Annotated in this window: 9 protein-coding genes; 5 read left to right on the top strand and 4 right to left on the bottom strand. The window is 51.5% G+C overall.

Annotation, left to right across the window (positions count from 1 at the left end; genetic code table 11):
- A partial coding sequence (locus KDK14_RS05615) for a hypothetical protein (RefSeq protein WP_257264035.1) occupies window positions 1-205 on the bottom strand: 205 nt, incomplete at its 3' end.
- A gap of 442 nt (window positions 206-647) precedes the next feature.
- Between KDK14_RS05615 and KDK14_RS05620 the strand changes: the two genes are divergently transcribed.
- Window positions 648-1,508: an SEL1-like repeat protein gene (locus KDK14_RS05620; protein WP_257264036.1), complete on the top strand. Its 861-nt coding sequence runs from the start codon at window positions 648-650 to the stop codon at window positions 1,506-1,508.
- A 229-nt stretch (window positions 1,509-1,737) separates the two neighbouring features.
- Here the strand turns inward: KDK14_RS05620 and KDK14_RS05625 are convergent, their stop codons facing one another.
- On the bottom strand, window positions 1,738-2,154 hold the full coding sequence (locus KDK14_RS05625) for a hypothetical protein (RefSeq protein ID WP_257264037.1): 417 nt from the start codon (window positions 2,152-2,154) through the stop codon (window positions 1,738-1,740).
- A gap of 402 nt (window positions 2,155-2,556) precedes the next feature.
- Here KDK14_RS05625 and KDK14_RS05630 point away from each other — a divergent pair, with 402 nt between their 5' ends.
- Window positions 2,557-4,116 carry an ankyrin repeat domain-containing protein gene (locus KDK14_RS05630; protein ID WP_257264038.1) on the top strand — a complete coding sequence of 520 codons (1,560 nt, stop codon included), beginning with the start codon at window positions 2,557-2,559 and terminating at the stop codon, window positions 4,114-4,116.
- Window positions 4,117-4,435: 319 nt separating this feature from the next.
- Window positions 4,436-5,752: an RING finger domain-containing protein gene (locus KDK14_RS05635; RefSeq protein ID WP_257264039.1), complete on the top strand. Its 1,317-nt coding sequence runs from the start codon at window positions 4,436-4,438 to the stop codon at window positions 5,750-5,752.
- Window positions 5,753-5,875: 123 nt separating this feature from the next.
- Here KDK14_RS05635 and KDK14_RS05640 read toward each other — a convergent pair whose 3' ends face one another.
- A complete protein-coding gene (locus KDK14_RS05640; RefSeq protein WP_257264040.1) occupies window positions 5,876-9,808 on the bottom strand; it encodes a YhdP family protein in 3,933 nt (1,310 codons plus the stop codon).
- A complete protein-coding gene (gene rng, locus KDK14_RS05645; RefSeq protein WP_257264041.1) occupies window positions 9,792-11,276 on the bottom strand; it encodes a ribonuclease G in 1,485 nt (494 codons plus the stop codon). The genes KDK14_RS05640 and rng overlap by 17 nt, the downstream gene beginning before the upstream one ends.
- 851 nt (window positions 11,277-12,127) lie before the next feature.
- On the opposite strand from rng, the gene KDK14_RS05650 reads away from it, so the two are divergent.
- Together KDK14_RS05650 and KDK14_RS05655 are read left to right on the top strand one after the other, a co-directional pair.
- Window positions 12,128-13,588 carry a hypothetical protein gene (locus KDK14_RS05650; RefSeq protein ID WP_257264042.1) on the top strand — a complete coding sequence of 487 codons (1,461 nt, stop codon included), beginning with the start codon at window positions 12,128-12,130 and terminating at the stop codon, window positions 13,586-13,588.
- A gap of 178 nt (window positions 13,589-13,766) precedes the next feature.
- Entirely contained in the window at window positions 13,767-13,919 is a 153-nt protein-coding gene (locus KDK14_RS05655) for a hypothetical protein (protein ID WP_257264043.1), read from the top strand.
- Window positions 13,920-13,978: the final 59 nt, after the last annotated feature.

Raw genomic sequence — 13,978 nt, forward strand, 5'->3', positions numbered from 1 at the left:
CATCGGCAGTTGGCTGTCTGATTTGTCGTTGATGTTCAGGAATATAATTGGGAGAAAGAGAGCTGAAGAAGCTGGTAACCGCTGACTGGACAACGGCAAAATTGCCTAATTTGCCAACAGGGTTGGTACTTTCTGGCTGGTTAAGACAGGGATTGTTGGTTACATCTGACGACAGTGGGGCACGAGTTGAAGAAAATGGCTGCACAATTTTTACTCCACAGATATTATTTCGGTTAGACATTGTTATAGAGGCGTTTAGCCAGTGGCCTTAAAATAGATGATTTTTTTTCGCTATTTCAGTTTTGATAAGATTGCTTTGGACTATATAAAGCCGTCAGCAATTTCTTTTCCTGTGGAAAATGTTTTTCAGCCAGGGTAATCCCCCACACTCGCCTTTCACTATTCGCCCTTGGTTAAGAAAGCAATCAAATTTCATAAGGAGCCTGATGGAATTCCAAACTACACTGCTTTTCTTAACGGAGTTGAATTCCTCTGCTTTCCACTGCTAGCGGCTTCAATTAAATCCACGGTAAATTTCCACGATTTTCAATGCGCTGTGCTTTTGACGAAAAAAATGACTATTCGCCCAGTGAATTATTTGCAGGCAAATGATCAAAAAGCCATAGAAACGAAAAGTAATACTTGATATGAACAACATTTCATCCAGCAGTGCCGCTGAAGCCATAAATACCGAATTCCCGGTTTGCTCGATTTGTCTGAAAGAAATTTTTCCATCCAGGACTCCGGAGTTTGTGGGCAGGCCTATTGCCATAGCCAGGCCCTGCGGACATAAATTCCATTTTGACTGCATTTCTCGCTGGTTAGTAGATAACCTGACGTGTCCTTTAGGGCGTAGAGTCATTGAGGAGGTAGTCATGGAAATCCTGACCCTGCCCCCTGACTGGCAGCTCCAGATGGTCAATGCTGCAATCGAGAACGATATCGGGACCCTCCGGGCCCTGCTGAATCGGGGCGCGGACGTGAATGCGGGCCAGACCTGGGGGAATACCCCCCTGATCAAGGCTTTGCTCAATAAGCACATTGATGCCGCTGCGCTGCTATTCAGCAGGGGAGCAGATGACCCGTACGGCCTGAACTACCTGGGTGCTCTATACCAATACGGCGGTGAGGGTCTTTCGGCAGATCTGCACCAGGCTAAGAGTTGTTACCACAAGTCGGCCCTGAAGGGGTTTGCTTTTGGCATGTATCGCCTGGGTAAACTGCATCTGACTGGCGGCAAGAACTTCCCGGTAGATCTGATGCTGGCGGAGCACTGGTTGACCCAGGCTGCTGTGAGAGGCGTTAACTGTGCCATGGTCTCTCTGGGCTGCCTGTATCAGCAGGGTGGCGAGGGCATGCCGACCAATCGGGACAAAGCCGAGCGGTGGTACCGCAAGGCAATTGCACACGGAAATATAGAGGCCAGGTTCAAACTGGACAACCTTATGGCCGGAAAGAGCGTCAAGCCCAGTACTTCCAGTGCTGGGAAGGATGGGGCCGCCAGGTAGCGACCTTATTTTATTTAGTCTGGGAAATTGTCGCTGCCCGCTTAAAGCTTACCGCTTCCCGCAAAAACACAGGATGTCAAAAAACGCCTGCCCGGATCGAAGCAATAAAGGTGATAACAGGATCAGGTGAATCCGGTTTCAGGACGTGAATGCGGGTCAGACCCCGGGGGAAGCTTTTAGGACCACAGGACTTTGCGGCAAATCTGCAGCTGGTTGCAGTTCCAGAGTGTCAGACGTTGCTGGAATCGTTTCCTACAGGATCCGATGATGCAACAACAATACCCGGCTCAGTATCGGTGATTGTCTGCGTCGGCTCCCTTGCAACAATCCTTGAATAAATTGATCTGCATACACATTGACCACAGCCTGAAAAATCCACCTTGGCTGCCACATGGCGAAGTGTGTTCAATCCGGCCAACGCAACCCCGGTAAATATACCTATAACAAAACCAGTAGAAATAAATTCGCCTCTTTCATATCTGTTTAAATCCGCCTGCTCTTTTGCAGTAAAAGGGTCTGAGCAATTGTAGTTCGGATTCGCAGGGACCTCGGAGACTCTATCGGGACATAAAACAGTGGAATTAACAGCGTAGTATATGGCACCACCAACAACACCAACAACACCGCATCCCAGCAGTAATGCCAACGTCTGCCCCCCCAAACATATCTTGACTTTTCTGCACCCCATAGAGGCAGAAGCATTAGAACCGGGACTGACAGACTCATCGGTTTCGATTGTAGTGGCTGAATTTTCAGGCAACATTTGAAGGGACATATCAGACGTAGCAGAAGTACAGGAATTCATACGATATCTATCTCCACTAAAACTTTGAACAGTTAAAAAAATTCTTGGACCGTTATAGAGCTAATAAAGTTCCACAGATTCTCATGACCGACATGGCAGAACATGAGAAGTGGAGCGGACAGCCTCCTGGAAAGAATGTTTCTGGCAGCGTTAATTATTTGCGATTTCAGAGTCTGGTACTGGATATTTTTGGGCGCTGCGTGGTCTGAGGAACAGACTTGACAACGCGAGGAAGTGCCTTTCATGAACAGCGTTCCATCCATTGCGGCAGCTACCATACCCACTGAACCCTCAATCTGCCCGATCTGTCACGATGACCTGTACCGACCTGAAGATTCCGAGTTTGCGGGCAGGCACGTCGCCCTTGCCAAGCCCTGCGGGCATAAATTCCACTTTAACTGCCTCGCCCGCTGGACAACAGATCATCTGACATGTCCCTACGGGCGAGGGGCCATTGAGGATATGGTGGTTGAAATTCTGACCTTGCCCATGGGCTGGCAGCACCAGATGGTCAATGCGGCAAAGAACGGCAATTTGGGGATCATCCGGGCCCTGCTGAACCGGGGGGCGAACGTGGATGCAAACCAGACTGCGGGTAAAACTCCCCTGGCCATGGCAGCTGCCAATAAGCAACTTGATGTTGCACTGCTACTGGCGGAGCGGGGAGGAGCCGACCCCATTGGTTTGAAAAATCTGGGGGATCTGTGCCAGGTTGGTGCCCGGGGCGTTCCGGCAGATCCGCGCAAAGCGGAACGATGGTATAGGAAGGCAGCAGATCTGGGCAATGTTAATGCCATGAACAACCTGGGCCACTTATATCTGCGTGGTTGCAAGGACTTGCCGGCAGATCCGGAACAGGGCAAGTTGCTGTTGTTCAAGGCGGCCGGGCTGGGAAATGTTTCAGCCATGTACAACCTCGGCTACCTGTATCAGCATGGTGTCCCGGGCTTTGAGGTAGATCTGCGCACAGCGGAGCGCTGGTATCTGGAAGCAGCCAGGCTGGGGGATATTAATGCCATGAATAATCTGGGCCACCTTTATCAGCATGGTGGCAAGGGCTTGCCGGCAGCTCCGGACCGGGGCAAGGCCCTGTTGTTCAAGTCAGCTGGGCTGGGGAATGTTTCGGCCATGTATAACCTGGGTTTTCTATATCAGCGTGGTGGTGTGGGCTTTGAGGTAGATCCGCGCAAAGCGGAGCGATGGTATGGGAAAGCAGCAGAGCTGGGCGATGTTAATGCCATGAACAACCTGGGTGTACTGTATCTGCGAGGTGACAAGGACTTTCCGGCAAATCCGTACCGTGGAAAACGCCTGTTGGTCAATGCCGCCAGGCTGGGGAATGCGCCATCCATGAATATCCTCGGTAGCTGTTATCTGCATGGTCTCAAGGGCTTCGCGAAAGATCCGCATAAAGCGGAACTGTTATACCGCAAGGCCGCCGGGCTGGGTGATGCTTCAGCCATGAACAACCTGGGTTACTTATATCTGTACGGTCGCCAGGGCTTTGCGGCCGATCTGCAACAGGCGAAGTTTTGGTTGCTCAAGGCGGCAGATCTGGGTAACGCTGCAGCCATGTTCAACCTGGGTCAGCTGTATGAGCACGGTGGAGCGGACTTTCCGGCAGATCCGGACCAGGCGAAGGCCTGGTTTCTCAAATCGGCTGAGCTGGGGAATGCCGGGGCCAGGGAAAAACTGGAAAAACTTTCTAAAGCGCATGCAGGTAAAAAACGTGGGTTTGATCAAGCCTTTCCTGATGAACCCGGTCGCCCCTTGCCAGAGGGCGAATCCAAAACTGCGGGCTGAACGGCGCATAAAACCGCAGTAGTGTGGGTTTTCGCGAGGTCAGCCAGGTAGTTAACCAAATGAAATCATATTTTCTGACCATATTTTCTGACCATATTTTCTGACCATATTTTCTGACAATGTTGGCACAGGGGAGTTCAGCCACTCTCGGCAACACACCTGCCTTGGTCTGGCTCCTGCGTCCTTCAAAAAAGTTCAATTATTCCCGGCAGGAATATAACCCGTTGATGGTCATTGAGAATTTCAGAGTCTGGTACTGGATATTTTTGGGGGCTACGTGGTCTGAGGAACAGACTCAGCAACCTCAGGAAGTGCTTTTATGAACAGCGTTCCTCCCATTGCGGCAGTTTCCATACCCACCGAACCCGCAATCTGCACGATCTGCCACGATGACCTCTACCGACCTGAAGATCCGAAGTTTGCAGGCAGGCATGTCGCCATAGTCCGGCCCTGCGGGCATAAATTTCACTTTAACTGCCTCGCCCGCTGGGCAAAAGATCATCTGACATGCCCTTACGGGCGAGGGGCCATTGAGGATATGGTGGTGGAAAACCTGACCTTGCCCAATGACTGGCAGCGCCAGATGCTCAAGGCGGCCGAGAAAGGCGATATCGGGATCATCCGGGCCCTGCTGAACCGGGGAGCGAAGGTGGATGCAGGCCAGGCTGCGGGTAAAACCCCCCTGGCCCTGGCCGCTATCCATAAGCACCACGATGTTGCCCTGCTGCTGGCCGAACGGGGAGGATCTGACCCAATCGGCCTGAGAAAGCTGGGGCGTCTGTACCGGCTGGGTAGTGAGGGCGTTCCGGTAGATCTGCGCAAAGCGGAGCGATGGTTCATTAAGGCGGCTGAGCTGTGGGATACTTCAGCCATGTACAGCCTGGGCCAACTGTATCAGCAAGGTGGCGAGGGCATTCCGGTAGATCTGCGCAAAGCAGAGCGTTGGTACCTTGAGGCGGCCGGGATGGGACATGTTGTTGCCATGAACAACCTGGGTCAACTTTATCAGCGTGGTCGCGAGGGCTTTGAGGCAGATCCCGACCAGGGGAAGTTCCTGTTGTTCAAGGCGGCTGGGCTGGGATGTGTTGCCTCCATGTTCAACCTGGGCTTCCTGTATCAGTATGGTTGCGTGGGCTTCGAGGTAGATCTTCGTGAAGCGGAGCGTTGGTACCTAAAGGCGGTTGAGCTGAAGTTTCCTCCAGCCATGATCAGCCTGGGTGAACTGTATTTGCGCGGTGGCAGGGGCTTAGAGGCAGATCCGGACCGGGGAAAACACCTGTTGTTCAAGGCGGCCGGGCTGGGGAACACGCAATCCATGAACATCCTTGGCTGCTATTATCTGCGTGGTGACATGGGCTTTGTGGTCAATCCGCACAAAGCGGAATTTTTGTACCGCAGGGCCGCTGGGCTGGGGAGCACTTTAGCCATGAACAACCTGGGCCACTTGTATTTGTATGGTTGCAGGCATTTTCCGGCAGATCTGCAACAGGCGAAGTTTTGGTTGCGCAAGGCGGCTGAGCGGGGAAATGCCCGCGCCATGAAAAAACTGGAAGAACTCTCTAACCCGCAACCAAACCCGCAACCAGCGAAAAAACGTGGATTTAATGAAGCCTTTGCTGATGGGCGTGCCCGGTGAGCAGGCGAATCCACGGCTGCAGGCTGTACGGAGGATAAAACGATGGCAATGAGGGCTTCCCGATAGATCTGCCAAACGCTTTTGTTGCCATGTTTTATCCAGACAGGGAATGTACCCGGTGGGTTATTTTTTCGGCTTATTGGAAAATAGCCTGTCCAGGGTCATTTCAGGATCATCAAAGGAACCATGAATCCGGTAGCGAATGCTGGCCAGCTGATCCACCTGTTTGCCCACCAGCCTGTCGGCAATATAAATAATACCCGCCACCTGGGGCGCGGTGCCCAGTAGCACGCTGAGAATCGGCAGATTGGATGACACCGGCAGGGTAACTACCAGACTCAACTCCAGCTGTCCGGTGTTGGTATTGATAGTGCCATCCAGTTTGAAATCAGACGTCGTCCCTTCGATCACCATTGGCGAATTGAAGGTAATTACTCCCCGGTTAAAGTTCAGGCTGCCTTTGATTTGATCAAAGCTGATACCGGAGGAGTAGAGATCGGAAAAGTCCAGTCTTATTCGTTTTGCCAGCGCTTCGGTGTTAAAAATACCGAATAACTTGAGCGCTTCTGACGAACCGCTATCGACTTTACGCAGCCGTCCCTGCTTCAGCAGCAAATCAACCCGGCCTTTCATGGTTGCTATCGAGCCACCGAGGGGAGAGCCATCCCAGTTCAGGCTGGCATCAAAGCGGCTTTCTTTGGCCTCAAGAAAACCGGACAAGCCCAGGGCTTCCTGCAACGCCCGGATACCCTTTCCCTTGAGTTCTCCCTGAACCCAGCTATGCTGCTCGCCTTCTATTTGCACCCAGTCTGCCAGGCCATTCAATGACATACCCGACAGTTCACCGGTGATATGATCGATCCGGACCCCATTGGGGGCATGACGCAGCTTAAAACCGATGCTTGCTGGTGTTCGGCTGCCAACCTGAATATGGCTGATATTTACATCAAGATTGGGCAGCGTTGCCGGATCAGTGTCCTCAGCCGGGCTATGTTTGGCAGTCGCAGCAGAAGAGGGCTCTGGCAGATGTGCACGGTCGATATTCACCGTCCATGGTGCAGTTTGCTGCTCAGGAATCCATAAATCACCTTTCAGTGTCAGCCCATCAACCGCCAGCTTCATGCCTTTTCTGTGGGACTGTGGGTTCTTCTTGACCCCCTGCTGCAACGAAACCGAGATATCCGGCCAGAGATAATCCCCATACGTCAGTGCACCAAAGTGAACATTCTCAAGGGCTATGCGTGAGGCCAATTGCTCAAACGGCTTACCGGGCTGTCCTTTCAGGCGTGCCTTCCAGGGGTCAAGATCCAGCGCCGATAAGGTACCGGTCACGAGCCATTGGTTACCTGAAGGCCACGCAGCAGAACCTGTGCCGGAGTGGGAAGCTTCGCTCCCCAAACTAATCAGGGCAGACTCAGGAGAAAACGTCGGCGTCATTCTCATTTCCAGCCGCCCCAGTGTCGCCAGCGTCACATCCAGCTGCGGGTGACCTTGTTTGCTGGTCAGAGACAGCGCCATGGGCAGTGGTGTATCCGCTGCCTTACCCACCGGCGCTGGCAGTGCAACGGCGACACCGGACAGTTCGCTGTCAACCCGCAGTTCAGTGTTATTGTCCGTCAGGGATAAACGGGCGCGATACTCCGTTTCACCCTCCAGCAAACTGAGCCAATCCAGTTTCAGCCACGCTTGCAGTGCAGACACAGAGACTCTGCCTGACCAGTCAATATCAGTGGTAACAGGTTTCTGCACCGTTGAACGTATGTGAAATTGCGTCGGCTGGCCCAACAGCTCACCAGATAACTGTTGTGCACCAAGCCCCCGGTCAGTGCTGTAGGAGAGATCACCGGCAATGCCTTTTGCGGCAATCCCTGCCTCAGGCAACCCGAACGTAAAGGCTTTCACGGCAGCACGGATAGCCACTTCAGAACGCTCCGGGTCAGCAAGAGGCAGTGTCAAATCCAGCCCGGCATCCAGTTGACCCTGCAATATCCATTGCCTTGCAGCCCCCTTCATCCAGTCATTAATGGGTGTCCGGGCAAGAAAGTGCTGCAGGGTCTTGCCACTGGCCTTCAGGTGACTATTGATGCGCAGTATCGAGGCCCCGTCCAACGGCACCCGCGCCACTATATCATCCAGCTGGCCACCGGCTGACTGTGCCCGTTGGCCGAGTACCTCCACCCGGTCATCGTTGACATACACCTGCCCGACCAGGCCGGTAATTTCCGGCCAGTCAGGAGCGTAGTCGAGCTGGCCGTTATGGAGATCAAAAAACAGCCCCCAGCGGGCGTCCTGAGGAGTGATGCCTTCATCCTTTCGACCGACAAGTGCACCGTTAAAAATAAACCCGCCCCCCGAAATATCCGCTGTTCGAATGGCCGTATCCAGCCAGTGGACCAGGCCGCTGTCCATCGGCAGCAAGGCTGGAAGGTACTTACCCGTATAGCGGGCATCACCATGGCTCATACCAACCGTCAATGCCATATCCAGGGTGTCGCCCTCATGCCATTTTAATGGGATATCGAGCCTGAGCTTGCCTTTCAGGTCACCCTCAGGCCCCACCAGGGCAAGGTCATCCGACTTCAAAATATAAAAGTCATCGATTACATCCCAGTAAAGGCGTGCCTTGGCAGTAGTAAATGTCCAGGTCTCCCGGAACAGTTTGGGAAAACCCAGCCGGAAGTTGCGGGTATCCAGATCAAGATAGCCCTGCAGCAGGTTCATCCTTAACAGGCCACTGACATTGCCCCCGGCAGGAGCACCATGCCAGGCACCCACAGAAACGTTGTCAAGCCGGGCACTCAAGTCAAAATCAAACGGTTTGCGGGAGGGGTAAAAACGGACGGCCAGATCATTCAACTGCCCGGTGGGATTGAGGGTATTGACCAGATCCGCCACCGGTAACGGCAGCAAATCAGTACCCAGTAACCACCGTTTGAGCCGATCCAGATCCAGGTTTTCGCTCGCCACGGTTACCGGGTCTGCTTCAGTGCCGCCGGTCAAAAACCAGCTGTTTTCCCATTGATGGACAACCCCGTTATGCAGGCGGTGCTCCAGCTCAAGGCCATTGAGCCAGATCTGCCAGGGGGATTCACCGGCCGACAACGGCTCCACGGCGCCCTGCATGAACAGATGGGTCTGCCCGGAAAAACGGTTCAATGCCCCGGATTTATCCCGGTAGGTTACCTCAGGCGCAGCGAACTCGCCCTGAACCTGCCAGACACCCCGGTCATAATGCCATCGAGCCTGCCACTGAAGCAGGGCTGTCAGCACATTATCATGACAGCCAGACCACAGGACACAAAGCTGTTCAACATCAAGATCACTGGCTACAGCCACTCCCTGCCAGCCCGGAAACTGACCACCGCTGGCGATGCCAAAGCCATCGATGGCAAGATAACCCGTACCGACCTCAAGGCGGGCGGACAGATCCTTTTGGCCACCATCCGTCACGACGATTAAATGCTGGCCATGAATATCACTACTGTCACCGTTGGCTTTGCGCATAGTCAGGCGGATGTCACGAATATCCACCCGCTTTTGCAGGGCAAGCCATGCCAGTGCAGAACTCTGGTGGTATTCAGGCGCACGTAATGACGACCCGGCAACCTGCGTAATACCCGATAGCGCCCACCGGGCACCATCCCCCTGAACCAGGTCAACATTGACACCATTGATTTCGAGCGAAGAAAATACTGGCGTCCAATGCAGTAAAGACTCCCTCAGGCTCAGCGCCATATCCAGCCGGTTAATACTGAACCCGGTCACCGTGGCATCATTACCCTTGAGGGTTAACCCGCGCAGCGACAACCATGGCTCGCCATCATTCCATTTGGCAGACATGGACTCAATTTGCAGATCAGCATCTAACCGGTCGCTGAGAAAACGGGAAAGCTCAGGCTGCAGCACCGGCAAGGCATTGAACATCAGTCGCCCGACCCCCAGCACCATGACCAGAATGATCAACCCGGCAAGCAGAAGCCACCAACTCCATTTCATCCAGAAGCTGCCAGATGGCGCTCTTTCACCACCTGCTCCATCGCTACACCAGAACCACATCAAACTGTTCCTGGGTATAGATCGGCTCTACCTGAAAACGAATAGGCTTCTGAATAAACTCTTCCAGATCGGCAACGTTATTGGACTCTTCATCCAGCAGTCGGTCTATCACTGTCTCCGCTGCCAGCACCGTATAACTGTCGCCATCATAGGCCCGGACAGCCCGGAGGATTTCCCGGAAAATTTCATAGCACACCGTCTCTGCCGTTTTCAGGCTGCCACGGCCTGCACAGGTTGGACAGGACTCACAAAGGATATTCTCCAATGACTCACGGGTGCGCTTGCGGGTCATCTCGACCAGGCCCAGTTCACTGACGCCGGTAAAGTTGGTTTTGGCATGATCCTGCTCCATGGACTTTTCGAAGGCACGCTGAACCTGCCGCTGATGCTCCGGATCTTCCATATCAATAAAGTCGATAATGATGATTCCCCCCAAATTCCGTAATCGGAGCTGACGGGCAATGGCAACAGCCGCCTCCAGATTGGTTTTAAAAATAGTCTCTTCCAGGTTGCGATGACCCACAAACGCGCCGGTGTTGACATCGATGGTGGTCATGGCCTCGGTCTGATCAATAATCAGATAGCCACCGGACTTGAGCTGAACCTTGCGGGTCAGGGCCTTGTTGATCTCATCCTCGACACCAAACAGATCAAAAATCGGCCGTTCGCCGGGGTAATATTCAACCCGGCCATCAATCTCAGGCACCAGCTTCTTGACGAATCTGGACACTTTTTCAAAGGTTTCCCGGGAATCAATGCGGATCTTTTCAATGTCGGGATTGACCAGGTCGCGCATGGTGCGCAAATGCAGCGGCAGGTCTTCATAGACATTGGCAGGGGCCTTGCTCTCCCTGATATTTTCTTCGATGGTCGCCCACAGCCTGCGCAGAAACAGAATATCCGCACGCACCTCATCCGGGCCAATTCCTTCTGCTGCGGTTCTCAAAATAAACCCACCGGCAGCATCCGGGTCATCGGCGGCCAGGCAAGACTCAACCAACTGCCGCAAACGTTCCCGCTCCTCAATATCTTCGATACGCAGCGAGATCCCCACGTGGTTGTTTTTTGGCATATGGACCAGATAGCGGGCCGGAATGGAGATATGGGTAGTCAGGCGAGCGCCCTTGGTCCCCAGGGGATCCTTGGTGACCTGAACCACCAGAGACTGGCCTTCATGCACCAGCTCATAAATTGGGCGCTCTTGTGCATCTTCACCCGTTTTTTCATGACGGCTCTCGTGTCCCGGGGTAATTTCACTGGCATGAATAAATGCCGCTCGCTCAAGGCCAATATCAACAAAGGCGGCCTGCATGCCAGGCAGCACACGGACCACTTTCCCTTTGTAAATGTTACCGACAATCCCGCGACTTCGGGTACGCTCGACATAGACCTCCTGGAGCACCCCATTTTCAACCAGAGCGACCCGTGATTCCATGGGCGTGATATTCATGAGAATTTCTTCACTCATCCCAGTCCCTCAATTCCTTTAATGCATTGACCTGTGATGCCTGGTTGACTGCTGATGATTTTCATCCCGGGCACCACAGGTCAATACACCAGAAGGCTGTCCGAGAATAGACTGCCGCGGCAACTGCTCCTGCGTTGCTCTGGCTCCTGCATCCATGCAGTCGTGCGATAAATTGGTCTAAAAATTCCTGCTTCTTCATCAAATAGCCCTGCTACTTGTGCCCTTCAGGGTATTCTCCTCAGAATCAGAAATTTTTGGCCCCAACTTTTTGCAATCCTGGCCGCAATCCTCGCTATGAGCGCTACTCTCGGAAAGCCTGGCTACCATTTTTACAGGTGTCTGGCAACAGCTGACGAACTGTCAGGAACGTGGCAGTTCGATCATACCAGTAATTTGCCTTCGGTTTTGGCTTCCTGACAAACTTTATACTAAAAACCGCTCTATGATTTCATTTGGTTAACTATCCGGGAGGCTGTTTGAGAATAGCGCCCGTCCAGGCGCCCCCGTAGCGAGGATGGCAGAAAATTGAGAATAAAAATTCGGTTTTGTGCGGTGAAAGGCGGGGCTATTTGCCAGGCAAAAGCGAATTGTCAGACCAATTTGCTGCCACCGCAGGACTGCATGGATGCAAGAGCCAGCAGGCTGTCCGATTATTCAAGTTTATCGCCTGTATGCCCGACCATAACATCCACTTCCGATGTCCTGGTTGTAAAATAATTGGAACTTATTCCTGTAGTAGAGGTCAAATTATTCAAAAGTAAACTTTCACCTACTCAAGGTATGGATATCTTTCTTTCGTTATGCCCGAGTAAGGAAGATTCAAATATTTCAAAAAAGGCAAGCAAGTAGATATGAATGTAACAGAACCGGATTCAGGACTTTATAGCAATGGCCAGACAACCCTTGTGAACAAGCCTGAACCAAAAGCCCGCGCCAAGAACAGAACCATCGAAATTGTGGTGGCTGCCCGACAATGTCCCAGCGGTTCCTATTTGGGCAGGGGGTATGGTGATATTGCCTCCGGGGTAAGAGCACTGGGTTATATCAAGAAACTCTTTCCTGAAGCAACCTGCTCATTTGTTTTTGAACATCATGCCACTGACATTGATGAGCTGAATCGATTAAGATCCATTGCCACCATTGACGACGTGAAAACCTTTATTCTGGATGGTCGCCATGAAGAAAGATTCCGGTTATCTGAACAGCAATTAGCTGAAGTGCATCAGAAAGAAGATGTCTGTCAGTTGCTGCATGAGGCCAATTTTATCTTTCATGGCCCGAGTGGTTTGATAGCGCCGCTGGCATCCAGCAATGGTGAATTTGCCAGCAAAACTGTGGGTGTCAGTGAGTATGAGATAAAAACCGGATGTTATCAGCAAAAAGAACATCTTGGGATAGAAGAGATTGGTATGGGCTTCAGATACAAGCGTTTATACCTGATGGACCAGGCATACCCTGACGCTGAATTCAAGAACGATTTACTGCGTAAGTATTGCACCAATCCACTGAGCAAAAGCAGTGGTACAAATTACCAGGACGTATTTTATTTTGCCTATGGTCATTCTCTTTATTTTCTTGCCCGGATGCTCAGAATTGTGGTGCTGATGGAAGGAAACAACAGCAGGGATGTGGTGTTAGTCAGCTCCACGAAGCTTGACCTGGATGATGCCAGTGAGTATTTCTCAGACCTGCTGCCGCCCTGTTGTCCCTATAAGTCTGTCAAGGTATTTATAATCAACAGTGATAATCAAAGAGCTGAGACCTTGATTTTTCAAAATCCCGCTGGGCAGCAGGAAAAAAATATACACATTATTTTCCCTGATCGATTAGAAAATAGTGACTTTCATCTTTTACAACAAGGCTCGGTAATCAATTACACTTCCGGAGATATCAGCACCTCCGATGTACTTGCCAATGGAAAAATCCCAATCGTTGATCCATCGAAAAAAAACTATCTATTTATGGGAATGTCGGCGGTAATGAAAGAATTTTGTGCAATTGTGGGAAATGAACAATATTATTCCTTGATTAAACCTTGGGAAACGGCTGGTTTGAGCTTTGCTAATCACGGCAGGAAAAAATTTTCCGTGATAGATCCAGATGAAATACCCTCATTACAACAGCTGGGTGGCTCCCAATGGCAAGCGTTTGAACGTGATTTCACCGATTGGTTAAAACAGAACAATCAAACCGAATCATTTATCCTGGAGAAAGCAAAGGCAATTATCCACAAACCCGAATCCGCAAGATCACAACTGAGAAATCAGCCTGAAAAACTCACACCCCAAGGCTTTTTATGTAATTTCTTCTGATCCTGTTTTCACCTGCTGAGTGCTTTTTTGTGAAGCTCAAAATTAAATGACTCATTTATCCGACAAGGTTTGCATACCTTTCTCGTTATGATCTATCAAGGACGATTAAAATGGCTGGTGCGAACTTTGCTGATGACGCCAGGAAAATCCCACGACAGATCCAGATAAGATAGCGTCATTGCAACAACTGCGTGTCTTGCAATGGCAAGCGTTTGAACGTGACTTCACAGATTGGTTAAAAAAGAACAATCAAACCGAATCATTGATTCGGGAAAAAGCAGAGGGGATTATCCACAAATCGATCAAGAATACAGGGATCAAAAATGGTTAAGCACAATATTTTTCACGGCAAAGAAGAGCTTTTCTTTTCCTTTGTGCTCTTGTCGAGTC

Source organism: Endozoicomonas sp. ONNA2, assembly GCF_024606365.1.
Lineage (GTDB): Bacteria > Pseudomonadota > Gammaproteobacteria > Pseudomonadales > Endozoicomonadaceae > Endozoicomonas.